Annotated in this window: 29 protein-coding genes; 27 read left to right on the top strand and 2 right to left on the bottom strand. The window is 34.0% G+C overall.

The window, feature by feature from the left end:
• Positions 1 to 54 precede the first annotated feature (54 nt).
• The 10 genes from H9655_RS09010 to H9655_RS08965 all read left to right on the top strand — a co-directional run bounded on the left by H9655_RS09010 (position 55) and on the right by H9655_RS08965 (position 5,676).
• The gene (locus H9655_RS09010; RefSeq protein WP_191813144.1) at positions 55 to 2,400 is read left to right on the top strand and encodes a phage/plasmid primase, P4 family; all 2,346 of its coding nucleotides are present in this window, start codon (positions 55 to 57) and stop codon (positions 2,398 to 2,400) included.
• Positions 2,401 to 2,699: 299 nt separating this feature from the next.
• Positions 2,700 to 3,131: a hypothetical protein gene (locus H9655_RS09005; RefSeq protein ID WP_191813142.1), complete on the top strand. Its 432-nt coding sequence runs from the start codon at positions 2,700 to 2,702 to the stop codon at positions 3,129 to 3,131.
• On the top strand, positions 3,128 to 3,667 hold the full coding sequence (locus H9655_RS09000; RefSeq protein WP_191813140.1) for an ERCC4 domain-containing protein: 540 nt from the start codon (positions 3,128 to 3,130) through the stop codon (positions 3,665 to 3,667). The genes H9655_RS09005 and H9655_RS09000 overlap by 4 nt, the downstream gene beginning before the upstream one ends.
• Before the next feature lie 15 nt (positions 3,668 to 3,682).
• Positions 3,683 to 3,940: a hypothetical protein gene (locus H9655_RS08995; RefSeq protein WP_191813138.1), complete on the top strand. Its 258-nt coding sequence runs from the start codon at positions 3,683 to 3,685 to the stop codon at positions 3,938 to 3,940.
• 11 nt (positions 3,941 to 3,951) lie between these two features.
• Entirely contained in the window at positions 3,952 to 4,161 is a 210-nt protein-coding gene (locus tag H9655_RS08990) for a hypothetical protein (RefSeq protein WP_191813136.1), read from the top strand.
• On the top strand, positions 4,161 to 4,475 hold the full coding sequence (locus tag H9655_RS08985; RefSeq protein ID WP_191813134.1) for a hypothetical protein: 315 nt from the start codon (positions 4,161 to 4,163) through the stop codon (positions 4,473 to 4,475). The genes H9655_RS08990 and H9655_RS08985 overlap by 1 nt, the downstream gene beginning before the upstream one ends.
• The gene (locus tag H9655_RS08980; RefSeq protein ID WP_191813132.1) at positions 4,472 to 4,768 is read left to right on the top strand and encodes a hypothetical protein; all 297 of its coding nucleotides are present in this window, start codon (positions 4,472 to 4,474) and stop codon (positions 4,766 to 4,768) included. The genes H9655_RS08985 and H9655_RS08980 overlap by 4 nt, the downstream gene beginning before the upstream one ends.
• The gene (locus H9655_RS08975; protein ID WP_191813130.1) at positions 4,765 to 5,238 is read left to right on the top strand and encodes a dUTP diphosphatase; all 474 of its coding nucleotides are present in this window, start codon (positions 4,765 to 4,767) and stop codon (positions 5,236 to 5,238) included. Before H9655_RS08980 ends, H9655_RS08975 begins: the two co-directional genes overlap by 4 nt.
• A 16-nt stretch (positions 5,239 to 5,254) precedes the next feature.
• Positions 5,255 to 5,539 (top strand): hypothetical protein, encoded by a 285-nt coding sequence (locus tag H9655_RS08970; RefSeq protein WP_191813128.1) that lies wholly within the window; start codon positions 5,255 to 5,257, stop codon positions 5,537 to 5,539.
• The gene (locus tag H9655_RS08965; protein ID WP_191813125.1) at positions 5,539 to 5,676 is read left to right on the top strand and encodes a hypothetical protein; all 138 of its coding nucleotides are present in this window, start codon (positions 5,539 to 5,541) and stop codon (positions 5,674 to 5,676) included. The genes H9655_RS08970 and H9655_RS08965 overlap by 1 nt, the downstream gene beginning before the upstream one ends.
• A 412-nt stretch (positions 5,677 to 6,088) precedes the next feature.
• Here H9655_RS08965 and H9655_RS08960 read toward each other — a convergent pair whose 3' ends face one another.
• Positions 6,089 to 6,268, bottom strand: coding sequence for a DUF4083 family protein (locus H9655_RS08960; RefSeq protein WP_191813123.1), 180 nt, complete (start codon positions 6,266 to 6,268; stop codon positions 6,089 to 6,091).
• Between the two features lie 102 nt (positions 6,269 to 6,370).
• Here H9655_RS08960 and H9655_RS08955 point away from each other — a divergent pair, with 102 nt between their 5' ends.
• Genes H9655_RS08955 through H9655_RS08945 form a run of 3 tightly spaced genes read left to right on the top strand, consistent with a single transcriptional unit; the run spans position 6,371 to position 7,337 of the window.
• Positions 6,371 to 6,607: a hypothetical protein gene (locus H9655_RS08955; RefSeq protein ID WP_191813121.1), complete on the top strand. Its 237-nt coding sequence runs from the start codon at positions 6,371 to 6,373 to the stop codon at positions 6,605 to 6,607.
• A 40-nt stretch (positions 6,608 to 6,647) separates the two neighbouring features.
• Positions 6,648 to 6,890, top strand: coding sequence for a hypothetical protein (locus H9655_RS08950; protein WP_191813120.1), 243 nt, complete (start codon positions 6,648 to 6,650; stop codon positions 6,888 to 6,890).
• Between the two features lie 48 nt (positions 6,891 to 6,938).
• Positions 6,939 to 7,337: a hypothetical protein gene (locus H9655_RS08945; protein ID WP_191813117.1), complete on the top strand. Its 399-nt coding sequence runs from the start codon at positions 6,939 to 6,941 to the stop codon at positions 7,335 to 7,337.
• A 12-nt stretch (positions 7,338 to 7,349) separates the two neighbouring features.
• Here the strand turns inward: H9655_RS08945 and H9655_RS08940 are convergent, their stop codons facing one another.
• Positions 7,350 to 7,535 (bottom strand): hypothetical protein, encoded by a 186-nt coding sequence (locus H9655_RS08940; protein ID WP_225230520.1) that lies wholly within the window; start codon positions 7,533 to 7,535, stop codon positions 7,350 to 7,352.
• A gap of 95 nt (positions 7,536 to 7,630) precedes the next feature.
• Here H9655_RS08940 and H9655_RS08935 point away from each other — a divergent pair, with 95 nt between their 5' ends.
• The 14 genes from H9655_RS08935 (at position 7,631) to H9655_RS08870 (ending at position 16,865) form a co-directional block, all read left to right on the top strand.
• Positions 7,631 to 7,825, top strand: coding sequence for a hypothetical protein (locus H9655_RS08935; RefSeq protein WP_191813113.1), 195 nt, complete (start codon positions 7,631 to 7,633; stop codon positions 7,823 to 7,825).
• 72 nt (positions 7,826 to 7,897) lie between these two features.
• Positions 7,898 to 8,359, top strand: coding sequence for an ArpU family phage packaging/lysis transcriptional regulator (locus H9655_RS08930; RefSeq protein ID WP_191813110.1), 462 nt, complete (start codon positions 7,898 to 7,900; stop codon positions 8,357 to 8,359).
• Positions 8,359 to 8,631 (top strand): hypothetical protein, encoded by a 273-nt coding sequence (locus tag H9655_RS08925; RefSeq protein WP_191813108.1) that lies wholly within the window; start codon positions 8,359 to 8,361, stop codon positions 8,629 to 8,631. Before H9655_RS08930 ends, H9655_RS08925 begins: the two co-directional genes overlap by 1 nt.
• A gap of 350 nt (positions 8,632 to 8,981) precedes the next feature.
• Positions 8,982 to 9,947, top strand: coding sequence for a hypothetical protein (locus tag H9655_RS08920; RefSeq protein WP_191813106.1), 966 nt, complete (start codon positions 8,982 to 8,984; stop codon positions 9,945 to 9,947).
• 11 nt (positions 9,948 to 9,958) lie between these two features.
• Positions 9,959 to 10,624: a hypothetical protein gene (locus H9655_RS08915; RefSeq protein ID WP_191813103.1), complete on the top strand. Its 666-nt coding sequence runs from the start codon at positions 9,959 to 9,961 to the stop codon at positions 10,622 to 10,624.
• Positions 10,625 to 10,840: 216 nt separating this feature from the next.
• Entirely contained in the window at positions 10,841 to 11,032 is a 192-nt protein-coding gene (locus H9655_RS08910; protein WP_191813101.1) for a type II toxin-antitoxin system HicA family toxin, read from the top strand.
• A gap of 26 nt (positions 11,033 to 11,058) precedes the next feature.
• Positions 11,059 to 11,469 carry a type II toxin-antitoxin system HicB family antitoxin gene (locus H9655_RS08905; RefSeq protein ID WP_191813099.1) on the top strand — a complete coding sequence of 137 codons (411 nt, stop codon included), beginning with the start codon at positions 11,059 to 11,061 and terminating at the stop codon, positions 11,467 to 11,469.
• Between the two features lie 183 nt (positions 11,470 to 11,652).
• Positions 11,653 to 11,961 (top strand): CpXC domain-containing protein, encoded by a 309-nt coding sequence (locus H9655_RS08900; RefSeq protein ID WP_191813097.1) that lies wholly within the window; start codon positions 11,653 to 11,655, stop codon positions 11,959 to 11,961.
• Positions 11,954 to 12,334, top strand: coding sequence for an HNH endonuclease signature motif containing protein (locus tag H9655_RS22825; RefSeq protein ID WP_191813095.1), 381 nt, complete (start codon positions 11,954 to 11,956; stop codon positions 12,332 to 12,334). The genes H9655_RS08900 and H9655_RS22825 overlap by 8 nt, the downstream gene beginning before the upstream one ends.
• An 87-nt stretch (positions 12,335 to 12,421) precedes the next feature.
• Entirely contained in the window at positions 12,422 to 12,937 is a 516-nt protein-coding gene (locus tag H9655_RS08890; RefSeq protein ID WP_191813093.1) for a phage terminase small subunit P27 family, read from the top strand.
• Positions 12,937 to 14,634 (top strand): terminase large subunit, encoded by a 1,698-nt coding sequence (locus H9655_RS08885; protein WP_191813091.1) that lies wholly within the window; start codon positions 12,937 to 12,939, stop codon positions 14,632 to 14,634. Before H9655_RS08890 ends, H9655_RS08885 begins: the two co-directional genes overlap by 1 nt.
• Position 14,635: 1 nt before the next feature.
• Positions 14,636 to 14,842: a hypothetical protein gene (locus tag H9655_RS08880; protein ID WP_191813089.1), complete on the top strand. Its 207-nt coding sequence runs from the start codon at positions 14,636 to 14,638 to the stop codon at positions 14,840 to 14,842.
• A gap of 15 nt (positions 14,843 to 14,857) precedes the next feature.
• A complete protein-coding gene (locus H9655_RS08875; RefSeq protein ID WP_191813087.1) occupies positions 14,858 to 16,108 on the top strand; it encodes a phage portal protein in 1,251 nt (416 codons plus the stop codon).
• A gap of 16 nt (positions 16,109 to 16,124) precedes the next feature.
• Complete coding sequence (locus tag H9655_RS08870) at positions 16,125 to 16,865, top strand: head maturation protease, ClpP-related (RefSeq protein WP_191813470.1); 741 nt, start codon at positions 16,125 to 16,127, stop codon at positions 16,863 to 16,865.
• Positions 16,866 to 16,963: the final 98 nt, after the last annotated feature.

Here is a 16,963-nt window from a genome sequence, read left to right as displayed (position 1 = left end):
TGGTTTTACCGACTTCTCTTTTTTATACCCTAAAAAGCTAAATAGGAGGGCAAAATGAAAGAAAATCCATACAATTTCAATGAAATACCAGCTGAATTAAAAGCCCTTCCTCAATGGATTTTGTGGAAATCAGAAAAGAAAAACGGAAGATACACAAAGGTGCCTTGCCAAGTTAATGGTGAAATGGCCCAAGCCAATAATAGACGTACCTGGTCCACCTTTGCAACGGCAGTGAAGTTTTATCTCGAAGGCGACTATGATGGGATCGGTTTTGTTTTTAGCAGGCAAGACAACTACATAGGAATTGATATTGATAAATGTGTAGTTGATGGTAAGACGAATACCTTCTCTACAGAAATTATTGACACCTTAGATAGTTACACCGAATTTTCTCCATCTGGTAACGGAATCCACATCATTATCAAAGGTGGTCTTCCACAATCTGTTATGGGGACAGGGAGAAAGAATACAAAGCATGGTTTAGAAATTTACTCATATGGTCGTTACTTTACTTTTACCGGGAACCGAGAAAACTCAAATGATATATATGATCGTACAGACGAACTAGCTGAAGTATTCGAGAAATACTTTGACGATAGCGATATTCAAGGGCGAGTTAACTTAGCTGAATTTGAAAAAGATGAAATCAAAATTTCAAATGATGCTCTTTGGGAGAGGATTTTCCGAAGCAAAAATGGTGATGAGATACGCTCGTTATACAATGGCCAATTAATTAATGATGATCATTCAGCAAGTGACTTGGCACTTTGTAACCATCTAGCATTCTGGACTGGTAACTCTTCAACTCGAATGGATACGATGTTTCGCGAAACGGGTCTTATGCGAGATAAATGGGATGTCATCCACTATAGAGATACTAATGAAACATACGGTGAGCGCACTATTGCAACCGCAATTTCTTCCACTGCAACAACCATACTGGATAACAAAGAGCAATTCGCAGAGTTCTCTTTCGACTTCCTAGGAAAAGATAACGCAGCAGTAGATGAAGAGGAGAAACCAAAAAAGAAATTTCGCCTAACCGAGCTAGGGAATGCTGAAAGAATCGCCTATGAGTATGGCCATGTAATCAAATATGTTTCAGATATGGGTTGGCTTATATGGGATGGAAAGCGGTGGAAGATTGATACAAAGAAAGAGATTGAGAGAATTACAGCTAAAGTACTTAGGAGTCTTTACCAGTCAGAAGAAGAATCAGAAACAAAGTGGGCAAGAATGTGTGAACGAAGAAATATCCGTATGAATAGCATCAAGGATTTAATGCCCTTAGTTCCAGCAGAACGAGAGGATTTTAATCAACACAAATACTTATTCAATGTTGAAAATGGTGTTTTAGATCTTAAAACAGGAAACTTACAGCAACATGATCGCGAATTGAAAATCACAATGTTAGCCAATGTCGAGTTTGATCCCAAAGCTGAATGTCCTACGTGGCTAAAATTTCTTGAACAGATATTTCAAAAGGATAATGAATTAATCGATTTTATGCAACGGCTTGTAGGTTATTCCCTAACTGGAGATATCTCAGAGCAATCAATGTACTTTTTAGTTGGGGGAGGTTCAAATGGAAAATCAACCTTCGTCAACACAATTAAGAAGCTCATGTCTGACTACGGTTCACAGACTAAATCAGATACATTTATCAAGAAGAAGGATACGGGAGCAAATAACGATATTGCTCGTTTAGTAAATGCAAGATTTGTATCTGCTGTTGAATCGGAAGAAGGAGAGAAATTACAGGAATCACTTGTTAAAACAATTACAGGTGGAGAACCAATATTAGCCCGTTTCTTACGACAGGAATATTTCGAATTTATTCCAGAATTTAAAGTGTTCTTTACCACCAATCATAAACCGATTATCGGTGGTGTAGATGATGGGATATGGAGAAGGGTAAAAATCATTCCTTTCACCTTGAATTTAAAACCTCATGAGCGCGATAAGAAATTGGAAGAGAAGTTATCGTTTGAAATGCCAGGAATTTTAAACTGGGCGCTAGAAGGGTGTTTGAAATGGCAGCAGTCAGGGTTGCATGAACCCAAGGTTGTGAAAGATGCAACAGGGAATTACAAAGAGGAAATGGATATATTAGCTCCATTCCTCGGTGAAATTTGTTACATTGATGAACCCAAAAATGAAGCTATCAAAATTGAAGCAAAGGAATTATATAACGTATATGACAATTGGTGCTTTAAATCAGGTGAACGTTCTTTAGGAAACCGATCGTTTTATCGAATGTTAGAAACAAAAGGATTTGGAAAAATGAAGGGTGCTGGAAATAAGACGTATTTGACCGGAATCACCTTAAAAGAGCGTCGACCAGTTACTAAAAGGGTTACTGAAAATGAGGAAAATAGCTTTTTTAAGGTGGTTCAATAACTATTTTCCTTCTTCAATAACTTTTAATAACTTTTTAAAAATCCAGTAGTACCAAGGGTTTAAGTTAACTTTTATGGTTATTTAGTTACTTTAGTTATTGGGGTTTTATATAAATAAAAAAATAAAAAAAATATATAAGTATATTAGGAGCGGTAATACCCAAACCCCGATAATTTTAATAACTTTAGTCCTGAATCCGTTGGCGCTCTAAGGATAAGAGAGTTTTTCTTTAATAACTTTTGATGTTTTTAAAATAACTTCGTCGTTTTTTAATAACTCAAAGGGAGGAATTCCAGTAAATGCAAGTATTAATGATACTTAGTCAAATTTGGAAATCAGGTGCAGATATTTATTTAGATGCAAAAGATGATCGAATAGCTATAAAAAATCAAAAATTAATACCTAAACCAGTTATGGAAGCAGCTGAACAACATGGACAAGTCATTGATCAATGGTTTAAATCTTGGAAAAATGCAAATGGCGAAAAAGTCACTCTCATGAAAATGGTCCATCAAATGTGCGGATGGCAGCATAATCAAAAATTAAATGATTGGTTATGCAATGAAAAAGAATCTCTAACATTGTTTGATGATTGGATGGTTCTCCTTGCAAAGAATGGATGGACAGATATTTATGAAGACTTTCGCCAATACGAAAACAATCAATCTAATAAATTATCTCATGAATTATACAAACGTGCTGTTGCATACGCGAAGAAGGTGAATAAATGATTTCTTATCACTATACAGATAGTGAGTTAAATAAAATTCTCAAGACACTCACGGTTGTGATTGATACTCGTGAAAATGTAAATGGTCATATTCTTGATTACTTACGTCAAAAAGAAATACCACTTAAGAACAAAAAATTAGACACTGGCGACTACGGTTGTATGATTCCTAAAAATGAAGAGTTGGGAATTGCCCGGGATATCTACTTAGATAGTCGAGTAGAGCGAAAAGCACACATTGATGAGATCACAGGTAATCTTCAAAAAGATACACAAACGGCTTTTGAAAATGAATTGATTCGCTCAAAAGACATCCCATTTACTTTAATTGTGGAAGACCTCCATGGATATGAAAAAATACTAAGAGGTGATTACCGGTCAAAATATAGTCCCCTTGCATTGTTGGGTAGGTTGAATACTTTTAAAGCAAAATACAATTTTGAAATTGTCTATGTTGATCAAAAATTTAGTGGTAACTGGATTTATCACCACTTTTACTATCAAGCAAAGCATTTCTTAAAAACAGGTGCTTTTTAAAGGTAGGTGAGAATATTGGACAAAATGACAGAAATAAAAAGCAATGTGAAAAACGGCCGTATTAGATTACAAGATATGTGTTGGCTGTTTGATGAAATAGATCGTTTGCAACATGAAAATAAGTCATTAAAAGAGAGTAATAGATTTAAAAAATTCATGAAGATATCTGAAGAAAATCTGATTCTAGAAGAAAGCCTAAAACAGGTTCGTCAGCAAAGAGATTTTTATAAGAAAAAACGTTCCGAAGATAGTTTATTGAAACAAGCCCAATAAGGAGTGGAAATATGAGACGAGCTGGCATTGTTAGTAAAAGTAATGTTCCTAAGCACTTGAGAAAACAAATCTTATTAGAAGAATTGAAAGGGTACGGTGTTACTGAATCTCAAGAAGGCGCTCCTCTAGAAACACTATCTTATGACGACATAAAGCACGAAATTGTATTAGCAACTTTTCGCAGAAGAGATGTAGAAGCTGATGGAAATAGGTGGTTTTAATGAATATCAATTTTGAAGATTTACCCAAACACGAAGTCTCAATTAGATCTTTGAAAAACTTAGAAAAAGTTATGTTTGCTCAGGATGAATACGGCATTAAGAAATACAATAATCCCTTAAATTACACACAAAAATATGACTGGCTGGCAATGTTCACTGAGGAAATGGCTGATGCATTGAAATATATCCAATGTGAGATTGATCGTAAAGAAGAAGTAATCCAATTACTCAATGCGTCATTAAGAGTGAGTAATCCAAAAGATTATGTTGAAGCTGCACTGAATCTCTTAAATGTGGAGGGAACAGGCAAATGAGTGCAATAGATGAACTTAAAGAGATTATCCAGAATCAAAAATCCATTTCAACCAAGAAACTGGAATCCATAATTACGGAATTTGAAAGAATGTACATTGCCCAAGGTAAAAAGATTAGATCACAAAAGAACAATCTCTCAGTAATGAATACGAAGTATCAACGTGAAAGGGATAAAGCAAAAAAGCGTGAAGAGATGGCCAAACAATTAGAAGCCCTTAAATTACATCATCACAACCTGACAAGAGAGTTTAACTATTTGCTAGAAAAATATAAAAGGATGGCTAAAAAATGAATATGGAAAAATTGTTTGCTCAGCAACAGATTCTGAAAGATCGCATTGGCTATAACGGTGAAGATAGATTTGAAAAGTTAGTTCTAGCTTTATTGGTTGAATTAGGTGAATGCGCGAATGAGTGGAGAGGTTTTAAGTTTTGGAGTAAGAACCAGGAGCCTAGAAATCGAACCCTAGAGGAATATGTGGATGGTCTACATTTTGTATTAGAAATAGGGTTGGAACACGAATTTGATCCTGATGGGTTGGCAATTGAAGAATTAAAGTATCCCACTATTACACGACAATTCACTGCTTTATTTAAAACAGACTGGGAGATTTACGAAGAAGGTTGTGGTGGATATTTTCACGAGGGTTTGGAATTGTATATAGGTTTAGGAGGAATGCTCGGCTTTACCTGGGAACAAATCGAACAAGCCTATATGGATAAAAACGCAGTAAATCACGAACGTCAAAATAACGGATATTAATTAGGGGGAATTAACAATGGCAAAAGTACAACTTAATCAAAAGGAACAACATTACGCAGATACTCGTGAGGAAGCAGAAGAAATTGTAACAACAGCTAAAGAAAATGAAAATCTTCAAATGCACAAAATTACGGAGAAGTTTAATAAGTATGGTCAGTACTTTCTAATTGATCTAACTTACGCATATCAAACTCCTAAAGAAGTAATGGAGAGCAGACCACAGAATGATGGCCTTCCAGAAGGACAAATGAGTATTGATGATGCAGAAGAGGACGATTCACAGTTGAAAAGGGTTAAATAATGGCAAAGCATAAACGTCAAAGAAAATGGATGCTTCTCTTTCGAAAGGAAGAGGGGCAACCCGTTTACTTATATGAGCCGTTGCAAAAGCATGATTTGAATAGACGACTAAAAGATGGGTGGAGAATATGGGAATGAAATTAGTTAGTTGCAGCAATTGTTTTAATATTTTTCCCCTTAAGCAAACGGTAATTGTGGAGAAAAAACGTATTTGTGGGGAATGCCGAAGTAAATCGAAAGAATATGAGTTTATCGTCAATTGATCAACTGATTTTGTATTAAGTTTATTAAAAATAATCTCTAAGTATTATGGTTCCCCAATAAAGAAAGTTCATTATTACAAAGACACTCACAAAAGTAAGTAAGGGCTTAGGTAGTTTATTTTTTGTAGCGATTAAAATCAGTCCAATAAAAATATGAATCAGTACAAACATAAATAATGACATTGAATTACTTCCTTTTTTATTTAAATTGTATATGGGATATTTGGGAAATTCAAGAATTATTAAGTTAATTAATAATAAAAAATCCCTTCATTTAAAAGAAGAGATTAATTTTTATCCTTTTCAAGTAATTCAATAACTTTATCAAGTTTCTGTTCGATCCTATTATTTTCATTACTTTTTTTCTTGGAAAAAAGTGATTTAGAAGCACCAACAATGATAGAAATTATTCCTATAAGGAATAAGAACATTAATACTTGAAAGATAAAATCCCCCAGATTAAACATAGTTAACAATCCTTTTTTAAAATTATTATAACATTTGGAAGAACTTTATTGTAATTAACTTTACACAAGAGTAAAAACGTTAATTAGGGGTGAATTTATAAAATGGAAAATTTAGAAGAAATGAAAATGAAGTTCACAGTAATTAAAAATGACGATTTAGATACTTTGTATCTTACACAACCACAGGTTCATAGGGATTTTGAAAGAGGTTTAGAGTACGTTTCTAAAATAAGACAACAGGAAGGTAAGGATGATAATAAATATTTAGTTATTAATGCAGATGAACCATACGCAGGGGAAGTCATCGAGATATTAAAGCGCCACAATCATTGGGGTTAATTAACTGGATAAGCAATATGTAAATTAAGGAGGAAAGCAGATGAAACAACCAAACATTAAGATTTATGGCGTAGTCCATAAAGTGAAAGATATTAGGTTTAATGATAATGGGGAAATCGAGAAAATTTGTTACCAAATATCAGATGGTTCTTATCGTACAGTTTTTAAAGGTGATGAAATAATCACGAAATCCTTAACATCAACAAGAAAAATACAAAAGCCAACAGAACATCCTTATCATGATTTTTCTTATGCACCTAGCTTGGAAGGCTTACTGTGTTAACGAAACAAAATGATAGATCAGTTGATTAAAAGAAAGGTGGAAAAATTAATGGATTTATATAGAGCTAGATTAAAAACGGCAGGAAAAACTCCCGAGCAAATCCTTGCTGATTATGAGGGACCTAATCAAATTGGCCCGAAGCCAGATGAAAAAGAAGTAACTTTGTGGATTCAAGTTTATAACAATTTACATGGTATAGATGTAATTGTTGTGAAAGATTTTGTTGGTGATGACTATGTTGTGACATCTTGGAAAGATGAAGATGATTACAAGATTATGGAATACTTTTATCTAGCTGAACAAGACCCATTATTCGGCACCTATTTTGAAGAACGTGAAGAATTTTTGAAGGATTGGAAAAGCAATGAATATTGCCCATCCGCCACAGTTATTTTTGCTAATAATGATGTTGAAATTATAGAAAAATTAGAGAAAGCAAAGAATTGATAGATCAATTGATTAATTATTGTCTTTCTTTTTAGTTTTATAGGCGAGGAAATTACCTACTAATACACCTATAAGAATGGCAACTAAAGATTGCCAGTCAAAGTTATTACCAGAAAAAATGTAATAAAGTAATGATCCAGTTAGTGCACCTAGCATTGAGAATGATAAATGTTTAAAAAATTCCATATGTAACACCACCAAGAAATATTTAACAATAACAATGCTAATATAAAATGGTTTTTTTGTAAACAAAAGGTAGGATTAGTTGTTTTAAATAGTAAAGGGGGCAAATCATGGCTATTCCATGGGATAAGCGAATTTATGCGCTCTATAAGGGAGAAGAAAACATAACAGATGGCACTATTATAGAAATTGCTGAGAGGACAGGAAAGACAGTTAAGTCATTAAGATGGATGACTTATGATGCCTATAAAGAGCGTTGTAAGAAGAGTAAAAACATAATTGAATTGGTGCCTATAGATGATTAGAAAACAAAATAAAAGAACAGGATTGCTCCTGCCCTAACCAACTATCATTTTATCACAGGAGGGATCCTAACGGTGGGAAAACAATTATCATTATTGCTTCCAGAAATAGACCGTGAAGCAACGCAATTAAATGTTGAGAAGGAAATAGCAAAATATCGAGTATATTGTTTCAGCATTCCAGAAGAGAGACTTCCCAAAGTGACGGCATCATATTCGCTTGTTCCTCCTTCTAATACAAACGAATTTCATTCATCAACTGAAGAAATAGCAATTGATCGTGTGGATGACCAAAGGCGAAAAGAAAAATTTATCGAGCATTTTAGAAAAGCAGTGAATCGGTTGCCCTATAAAGAAAGACGAGCATGCATCATGAAATACTTAGGTGAAGAAGAATTATTTGATTATGAAGTATATAACGAATTGGGCATGAGTGAAACGTATTATCATAAAACATTTAAACCACGTATATTCTACAATCTAGCCTTTGCCTTACGTGTAGAAGTATACAAAGATAAAAAGGAGGAAACAATCTAATGGGATATTCTAAAGCTGAACAAGAAACAGTTCTAGCCTATGACAACGACAATCAATTGTGGAAGGTATACTCAACTGTTCCCAAACATATTCGTAAACTCCTTTCTATTGGAGAAATGAAAATTATAGAATCAGAGAATGATAAACCAATATGCGTTCAAGGTGAATTATCTACTAAACAAGTATCAATGAAAAAAGAGCGTGTATTAACGGAAGAAACGAAAGAGAAACTCCGATTAAGGGGATTAGCCCTGTCGGAGAAATCAAACTGAATTTTATAAGCAATTTCTTAAGAAAAACAGAAATAAAACCGATAATGGACATAATCTAAACCGAAAGAAGAACGAGCATTTCTTCTAAGAGCTGTTATTATGGTATTAATGAAATATAAAGCAACACTCATTCCATGGGTGTTGTCTTTTTTTTGAAAGGAAAGTTATTTCTTGAATATAAGTGAGAATATATATTAAGTTCTAAAAGATAAAACAAGTACCAATTAATTAAGCTATTAAATAACTTTAGATATTTCATTTATAACCCTGAAAATTTATCCATTAATGACATTTATCCTATTACTTATGGTATTATCTAGAAGAAAAAGAATACTTTTGGGGGAAATGTAATGATATCTAATAAACCGTCATATATAGCTAACTTTAACCTTACATTTGGGAAAAATGATCAACCCATGCTTTCAGAATTCGAATCAATTATTTTACCAGCTTTTACACAAGAAAATCCCGAATCTAAAAATATTAAACTAAATAAGAATTCACCTACTTTTTTCTTTGAAGAAGTTAGAGTAACTAATGTTAAAGGAGAGTATGTACTTGCTGGATTAATTGTAAAAAGTACAAAATTAGAAGTGAAGTCGAGAATTATAGATGGTAAGTTAACAAGAACAAACTTAGAATATCCGACAGACCCATATTCATATTTTATTATTAATTTAAAGAATCATAGAATGGTTTTGGTAAAAAATCAAAATGGTAGTCCTACATTAAAGAATTTTGCTTCTACAGCAAGTTTGCTCCTTAAAAACTTTATTAGAACAGAAAATGAATATAGGAATGAAGACAATAAGCTTCCCTATTCTAACTTGAATGTTGTAGCAATTCCTTTTAAAGGTAAGATTTTTGATGAGCTAAAGAAAGCAAAAAAAATTAATCAAATACAATTAAAGTTTTATCCGTTGAATGGAGATATTATTGATAATGAAACTGTAGATGATCTTACCGAGTCACTAAATAAATTAGGTAGCAAGACAGGACATGTACAATTTAATTCACCTGATAACGATGAGAATGTAGGCACACTAATTGAAGATACAAAAGGTTTATTAAAACCGACTGTCAGAGTTACTTATGAAAATGGAAGTAAGGCTACCTTGAAAGATGACTCATTTACAGAAGTAGTTTATATTCCTGTCAGTGAATCTGAAAGCTTCTATGAGAACATTGATAATATCTCAGGCAAGGTTATAAATAAACCTGAATTTAGCGATACTAGTGAAGAGAATAAAAGTATTTATGAAAGAGCTTATTCTAAAATAGAAAATATTTACAATAGATTATTTAAAAATATTTAGGTGGGGTTTATTTGGAAAAAAATCAAAAGCTAATAGAAAATGCTCGTGGATTGTTAGCTTTAAAGAAGAAGAAATCCTTTTCCTTATTTAGAAGCAGTTTATATTTATTTAAATTATCTTGGACAAGATTAATAACAATAGGCATAGTAGGCTTAATCCTTTTTAATTTTATTTTATTTGTTTTATTTAAACAAATAAGTGCAGTAAATTTAATTCTAGAGATTACGAATAAACTAAATGCAATAATTATCCCAATTTTTACTGTCTTAATTACTGGATATGCTATATTTCAAGCTTTAGCAAATGGGAATACATTAATTAGAATGATTTCAGTAAAACATGTTGATACTGATAATCAAAAACTTGAAAATCTTAGTAAGTTCGGTGTCTATAATTTATATTTTTATGGACTTTCAATTTTTTATCTCTCTTTAATTATTTTAAATTACTTATTATCTGTATCGCTTGTAATGGTTAATGAGGATTGGAGTTTTTCTTCTTTTAGTGCAACTCAGAATGAAATTATTTGTAGCTTAGCGATAACTATATATCTTATGGTTGTGCTAAATTTTCTAATTGAAATAAAGAGTTTTATCTTTAACCTGTTTCAAATATTTATTACTAATGGAGTTAATGAAATCACTAAGTATTTGGAAGAAAAAGATTCCGAAAAATAGTTTTATTGCATTTAAAGAGTATATTGGGCAGTTAGCAGAAAGTAAACAGGGCATTTTAAAGGTGACGAGAAGTTAAAAGAGATACAAAATAGCTGAGCATCCTTTCGAGGGTGCTTTTTATTATGAAAAAACATCCTAAAATACATAAATATAACAAAAAACTATTTACACGTGTTTTAATACGTGTTATAATAAGTATATAGAAAGGAGGAAGAAATGAAATCATACTCTTCAAGAGAATTAATCAAAATGATAGAGGATGATGGGTGGTACATAGTAAAAGTAGTGGGAAGCCATCACCAATACAAACATCCTACTAAAACAGGGAAGGTCACAATCCCACATCCTAAAAAGGACTTTCCATTAAAAACACAAAAGAATATTCTTAAGCAGTCAGGGTTATTATAACCCTGATTGCAAGGAGGTTTATATATATGGATTTAAAGAATAGCTACGTTTTCCCAGCAATATTTGATTATGCAGATGATGGTATTAGTGTTGAATTTCCTGATTTGCCAGGGTGTCTTACCTTTGGTAATACAGATGAAGAAGCTCTTGAAATGGCGAAAGAAGCAATGGGACTGCACTTATACAGTATGGAGAAAGATGGGGATTTAATTCCTAATCCAACTGGATTCAGAGATATTAGAGTAGAATCTAATCAAGTTGTTGTATTAGTTGAAGTGTGGATGCCGTTATTAAGGGATCAAGTTGATAATCAAGCTATAAAGAAAACATTAACCATTCCTCAATGGTTAGATGAAGCAGCAAAAGAAAAAAAGGTGAATTTTTCAAGAGTTCTACAAGACGCTCTGAAGGATTTACTTGGCATTAAGAATAAATAATTATTTGAAGTCATCTCTTAACGAGGTGGCTTTTTATTATGCTTAAGGGGTGTGAGCTGATGAAATTAATAAACATCATATTCCTGACGTTCATCATAGCTTTATTCAACACACAACCAGGAATAGAGAACGATCCAATAAGAACAAGAGACTGGAAGTACATATCTTAGAAAGGAGAATAACATGAATATCCAATGTGACAAATGCAATAAAGAGTTCTCAATATCCTCTATCGACACAGAGGACGAACAACTATTATCTAATAACGTAACGCGTTATTATATCTCTTGCCCATCATGTGGTGAGCAATACACTTCCTATTTCTTAGATGATTCAATGAGTGAAATCCAGCAGGAAATCAGGCGCTTAAAAAACAAGCAAGAATTAACAACTAAACAAAAGAACAAACTCATGCGACTTACTCAATCAATCACATCCATGAACATGGAGTACATGAATACCTATAAGGATATCCTCCAAGATAATGCCTAAGAAACCACTAAGACCATGTGCAGAAATATCCTGTGGTAATCTCACAGAGAAAGCCTACTGTAAAACGCATGAGAAAATAGGTGAGGAAAACCGTAGAGATTTCACACGTAAGTATAATCGATACGGTCGCAATCCTGAGATCAATAGCTTCTATCAATCATCAGCATGGAAGCAACTCAGGTCAATGGCATACAACCGAGACAATGGCTTATGTCAACGTTGCCTAAAGCAAGGAGTTATCCAACTAGCACACATTGTCCATCATATTGTGGAGGTAAAGGAGGACTGGAACAGGCGATTAGACATAGACAATCTCGAGTCTGTCTGCCACGTCTGCCACAACCGAGAGCACAAGGGTACCCCCCGGGGCTGATAATTTATTTTTCCTTCTGCCCAGAAGCGACCCGCCCTCTCGCGTGTACAAAAATCCGTTTATTCTCATTTTTAGGAGGTGATATTTATGGCAGGTAGACCAAAACAGCCTTTATCGGTGATTCAAGGGAAAGGGAAGTCTAATCATTTAACCAAAAATGTTATAAAAGAGCGTGAAAAACAGGAAAATATGATCCGAGGAAATACGGATAATATTGAAGCACCTAGTTATCTTACAAAGAAGCAGCAGGAAGAATTTTATAAAATTGCAGAAGAGCTTTTGAGGTTGAAAATATTCAGCAATTTGGATGTAGATGGTCTTGCAAGGTATATAGACAGCCGAGAAATGTATATTAGTCTTTTGAAAGAAATCAAAAAGGTAAAGGCGACTGAGGTTATAGAAAATGAAAAAGGAATGAAGAGGGTTATTCATAATGAATCTTATAACAAACTTCTTCGTTCAAAGAATATTCTTTTCAATGAATGTAAGGCAGCAGCGGGTGATCTTGGCCTGTCCATTACTTCACGCCTAAAACTGGTGATACCGCAGGATGATAAGAAAGAAGAAAAGTCAGAGTTTGATAAGAAGTTCGGTGATGTTTAATGAGCTTAAGAGAAAGATTAATTGAATATAGCAATCAAATCGTAAGCGGTGATACTATCGCTTGTATAAAACATAAGTGGGCATGTCAGCGCTTTTTGTATGATATTGAAAGAGAAAATACAGATGACTTCCCCTACATTTTTGATGAAGAAAGAGGGGAGCGGTTTCTTGATTGGCTAAGATTGTTTAAGCACCGTAAAGGGGTATTAGCTGGTCAAAATATTAAACCTCATATTATTCAAGAATTTAATTTTGGTAATATCTATGGGTGGATTCATAGAGATACAGAATATAGACGTTTTACAAAAGGGTATTGGCAAGTAGGGCGAAAGAATGCTAAATCTCAGTCCTTGGGTGGTGTAGGTAGTTATGAAGGTTCTGCATTTGGGGAACCATTTGCAGAAATTTATTGTGCTGCTACTAAAAAGGAACAAGCTAAGATTGTTTGGGATGAAATAGAAGGAATGATTATGGGCCATGCCGATTTAAGAGATCGATTTAAAGTTGCTTATGGCACCATTACTCATATAAAGAGCGGTTCAATCATTCGCCCATTAAGCAAAGAGGACAAGAAAAGCGGTGATGGCTATAACCCACAATGCGGAATTATCGATGAGTATCACGCCCACGAAACAGATGAAATGTATGAAATTATTGAATCTGGAATGGGGGCACGTCCACAGCCATTAATGATGATCATAACTACTGCAGGATTTAATTTGAATAATCCCTGCTACCGTGTGGAGTACCAATATGTCTCTCAGATACTTAATCCTGATAGTCCGATAGAAAATGAGAATTATTTTGTAATGATCAATGAATTGGATAAAGGGGACGACATAAAAGATGAAAAAGTGTGGGTAAAAGCGAATCCTATTCTTTGCTCGTATGAAAATGGTATTGAATATCTGAGAAAAAGGTTGAAAGCTGCACTGGATGTACCAGAAAAAATGGCGAAATACTTAACCAAAAATATGAATATATGGGTTGATGCAAAAGAAAATGGCTATATGGATATGTCTAAATGGAGCAAGTGTAAATCTAAAGTAGATGAAATCAAAACGGATTTAAGACAATATCCTGCGTGGTTAGGTAGTGATCTATCTACAACAACAGACTTAACAAGTTTAGGGCTAGTTTTCTCTCTACCTGATAACAAATTTTTAATTAAACAGCATTCATTTATTCCTGAAGATAAGCTACAAGAGCGAATTAAAACCGATAGAATGCCTTTTGACCTTTGGGAGCGACAGGGCCATTTAACGACAACACCAGGTAGCATTGTGGATTACTCTTATGTTGAACAACAAGCTGTAGAATGGCGGGAATATGGCTATCAAATTCAAGAAGTTGATTATGATAAATGGAATGCTTCGCATTTCGCTCAAAACCTAGATTCAGTTGGCTTTACAACTGTAGAAATCCCTCAGATGCTAAGACATCTATCCTTGCCAACAAAAGATTTTCGTAAGTTGGTTTATAGTGGTCGGATTATTCATCTCGATGATCCATTATTAACTTGGGCTGTAGGTAATGCCGTCATAAAAATGGATGCTCAAGAAAACATCATGCTAGATAAGGCAAAGTCAAAAGATCGTATTGACCCAATTGCTGCAATCATTAATGCCTTTTCAAGAGCAATGACAGGACAGTCTAACGATATGAGCAGTCATTTTTTAAACAACTGGAGGATGTAAAATGGCAAAGACAATCAAAAATTTTATAGTTTCATTTGTAACTGCATTCTTCACCAAATGGTTGGAGGATTTTTTTATTTTTGTCGGTGTTGCAGTGATTGTAATAAATACTTATTTGATAACAACTGTGGATGTAAACATAATTGCTGGTAATTACTTATTAGGTTTAATTTTAATCATTCTAGGTGTAGTGTTGGCCAAGCAATAGAAAGGAGGTGATAAAGTGATTTTTAAAAATGCACTATCTCCTAGAGCTGAAACAACTGATTTGAAAAACCCCGCCTCATGGTTCTTGAAAGCTTTTGGGCATCAGGCATCTAGTGGGGAGACAGTCACTGTTAATTCTGCTTTAGGAGTGCCTGCTGTCTATGCTTGTGTAAATATATTGGCCAATAGTATTGCGACACTTCCTTTTCAAGTATATAGAAAAACCGCAACTGGAAGAGAGAGGGATAAAAAACATTCGGTTTCTAAACTTTTAGAGAAAAGACCGAATCCCTATCAGAGTCCGTTCAAATTTAAGCATTTAATTGAAACTCATCGCAATTTATGGGGAAATGCTTATATCAATATAGAATGGGGAGCCGATGGCAGACCAAAGGGATATTGGTTGTTGAATCCTGCTAATACAGAACCAATCTTGGATGTTGATACAAATCAATTATGGTATCACACTGTTCTTCCCGATGGAAAGCAAGTGAAATTAGGGCATGGTGATATTATTCATATTCGATCGCTTTCTACTGATGGGATAAAAGGGAAACCTCCTATTGGTATAGCTAGAGAGATTATAGGAAGTTCACAGGCATCACAAAAATTCAAAGCAAGTTTCTTCAAAAATGGAGTCTCTACAAATGGATTTTTAAAAATTCCTGGCATGTTAAATCCAGAAGCTAAAGCAGTGATCCGTGAAGAGTGGGAAAAAGCAAATACTGGTATTAATAATGCTCAACGTATTGCTATTTTAGATGCAGGTTTGGATTATCAATCTGTCTCTATGCCCTTAAAAGATGCTCAATTTGTTGAGAGTATGCAGTTTGATAAAAAAGAAATAGCTACCTTTTTCAACATTCCGTTGCATATGGTTAATGAACTTGAAAGAGCTACACATACGAATATCGAGCAGCAGGCAATTGATTTTATCCGAAATACACTAAGTCCAATCTTTACACAGTACCAAGAAGAATTTACTTATCAATCTTTTTCTGAAAGAGAGCTTGAGAGGTATTACATCAAAGCAAATATCGAATCATTGCTAAGAGCAGATAAGAAAACTCAAGCGGAATTTTATGCAATCATGCTCGATAAAGGTGTTTATAGCATAAATGAGGTACGTGACTTAGAAGAAAAAGACGGGATAGAAGGTGGAGACAAGCACCGCGTAGATCTTAATCATGTATCTATTGATATTGCTGATGATTACCAGCTCGCAAAATCAGGATTGAAAGGAGGTGAGGGAAATGGAAACGAATAGTCAGTATCCAGTATATATGAGTGCAATCGCACCTCAATTAGCTAATAAAAATCAATTGATGACGGTGAAGAACCTCACCTCACAATCTGCTGACTTATATATTTATGGTGAGATTGTGGACAACACCGATTGGAAATGGGATGAATCTGATGTTATGCCTGATGACGTACTAAATGCCTTGCAACAAATAGAAGGACTTGATTCAGTTAATATCTACATCAATAGCCCAGGTGGATCAGTTTTTGCAGGTTTGGCAATTTACAATATGCTTACTCGTAATAAAGCTAAGAAAAAAGTATATGTTGATGGTGTAGCTGCTTCTATCGCTTCAATAATTGCGATGGCAGGCGATGAAATTTATATTCCATCCAACGCTTTTCTAATGATTCATAACCCATGGACATTCGCAATGGGAAATGCAAAAGAATTGCGGAAAGTTGCCGATGATTTAGATCAGATTAGCAAAGGTGCGATGGCTGTCTACAAGGACAATCTTGTGGAAGGTGTAGAAGAATCTACAATTCAAACTATGTTAGATAATGAAACCTGGTTGAATGCAGAAGAAGCGGCAAAGTATTTCAATATTAATATTGTGGAAGCAAAAGATTACGCTGCATCAGCAAAAGAATACTTAACAAAATATCAAAAAACACCACGAGCATTATTAGACAAAGAAGAACCTAAAGAACCGCAAATAGAGGAACCCAAATTTAATAAAATACAATTTCAAAATGAGCTGGACCTACTAACACTGTAAGGTCTATTTTTTATGCTCAAAATTAGGAGGATATCAATGAAAACATTACTATTTACTAACGCGTTATTTTCTTTAATGGCGAACAAAAATGTACTGGC

This window comes from Cytobacillus stercorigallinarum, from assembly GCF_014836495.1.
Classification (GTDB): domain Bacteria; phylum Bacillota; class Bacilli; order Bacillales; family Cytobacillaceae; genus Cytobacillus; species Cytobacillus stercorigallinarum.
This window is presented reverse-complemented; position numbering and strand designations above follow the sequence as displayed.

What these genes read in the sequence shown, in the direction of transcription:
- H9655_RS09010 (WP_191813144.1), top strand. Translation starts at nt 55, where the DNA reads ATGAAAGAAAATCCATACAATTTCAATGAAATACCAGCTGAATTAAAA.
- H9655_RS09005 (WP_191813142.1), top strand. Translation starts at nt 2,700, where the DNA reads ATGCAAGTATTAATGATACTTAGTCAAATTTGGAAATCAGGTGCAGAT.
- H9655_RS09000 (WP_191813140.1), top strand. Translation starts at nt 3,128, where the DNA reads ATGATTTCTTATCACTATACAGATAGTGAGTTAAATAAAATTCTCAAG.
- H9655_RS08990 (WP_191813136.1), top strand. Translation starts at nt 3,952, where the DNA reads ATGAGACGAGCTGGCATTGTTAGTAAAAGTAATGTTCCTAAGCACTTG.
- H9655_RS08985 (WP_191813134.1), top strand. Translation starts at nt 4,161, where the DNA reads ATGAATATCAATTTTGAAGATTTACCCAAACACGAAGTCTCAATTAGA.
- H9655_RS08980 (WP_191813132.1), top strand. Translation starts at nt 4,472, where the DNA reads ATGAGTGCAATAGATGAACTTAAAGAGATTATCCAGAATCAAAAATCC.
- H9655_RS08975 (WP_191813130.1), top strand. Translation starts at nt 4,765, where the DNA reads ATGAATATGGAAAAATTGTTTGCTCAGCAACAGATTCTGAAAGATCGC.
- H9655_RS08970 (WP_191813128.1), top strand. Translation starts at nt 5,255, where the DNA reads ATGGCAAAAGTACAACTTAATCAAAAGGAACAACATTACGCAGATACT.
- H9655_RS08965 (WP_191813125.1), top strand. Translation starts at nt 5,539, where the DNA reads ATGGCAAAGCATAAACGTCAAAGAAAATGGATGCTTCTCTTTCGAAAG.
- H9655_RS08960 (WP_191813123.1), bottom strand. Translation starts at nt 6,268, where the DNA reads ATGTTTAATCTGGGGGATTTTATCTTTCAAGTATTAATGTTCTTATTC.
- H9655_RS08955 (WP_191813121.1), top strand. Translation starts at nt 6,371, where the DNA reads ATGGAAAATTTAGAAGAAATGAAAATGAAGTTCACAGTAATTAAAAAT.
- H9655_RS08950 (WP_191813120.1), top strand. Translation starts at nt 6,648, where the DNA reads ATGAAACAACCAAACATTAAGATTTATGGCGTAGTCCATAAAGTGAAA.
- H9655_RS08945 (WP_191813117.1), top strand. Translation starts at nt 6,939, where the DNA reads ATGGATTTATATAGAGCTAGATTAAAAACGGCAGGAAAAACTCCCGAG.
- H9655_RS08935 (WP_191813113.1), top strand. Translation starts at nt 7,631, where the DNA reads ATGGCTATTCCATGGGATAAGCGAATTTATGCGCTCTATAAGGGAGAA.
- H9655_RS08925 (WP_191813108.1), top strand. Translation starts at nt 8,359, where the DNA reads ATGGGATATTCTAAAGCTGAACAAGAAACAGTTCTAGCCTATGACAAC.
- H9655_RS08920 (WP_191813106.1), top strand. Translation starts at nt 8,982, where the DNA reads ATGATATCTAATAAACCGTCATATATAGCTAACTTTAACCTTACATTT.
- H9655_RS08910 (WP_191813101.1), top strand. Translation starts at nt 10,841, where the DNA reads ATGAAATCATACTCTTCAAGAGAATTAATCAAAATGATAGAGGATGAT.
- H9655_RS08905 (WP_191813099.1), top strand. Translation starts at nt 11,059, where the DNA reads ATGGATTTAAAGAATAGCTACGTTTTCCCAGCAATATTTGATTATGCA.
- H9655_RS08900 (WP_191813097.1), top strand. Translation starts at nt 11,653, where the DNA reads ATGAATATCCAATGTGACAAATGCAATAAAGAGTTCTCAATATCCTCT.
- H9655_RS22825 (WP_191813095.1), top strand. Translation starts at nt 11,954, where the DNA reads ATGCCTAAGAAACCACTAAGACCATGTGCAGAAATATCCTGTGGTAAT.
- H9655_RS08890 (WP_191813093.1), top strand. Translation starts at nt 12,422, where the DNA reads ATGGCAGGTAGACCAAAACAGCCTTTATCGGTGATTCAAGGGAAAGGG.
- H9655_RS08885 (WP_191813091.1), top strand. Translation starts at nt 12,937, where the DNA reads ATGAGCTTAAGAGAAAGATTAATTGAATATAGCAATCAAATCGTAAGC.
- H9655_RS08880 (WP_191813089.1), top strand. Translation starts at nt 14,636, where the DNA reads ATGGCAAAGACAATCAAAAATTTTATAGTTTCATTTGTAACTGCATTC.
- H9655_RS08870 (WP_191813470.1), top strand. Translation starts at nt 16,125, where the DNA reads ATGAGTGCAATCGCACCTCAATTAGCTAATAAAAATCAATTGATGACG.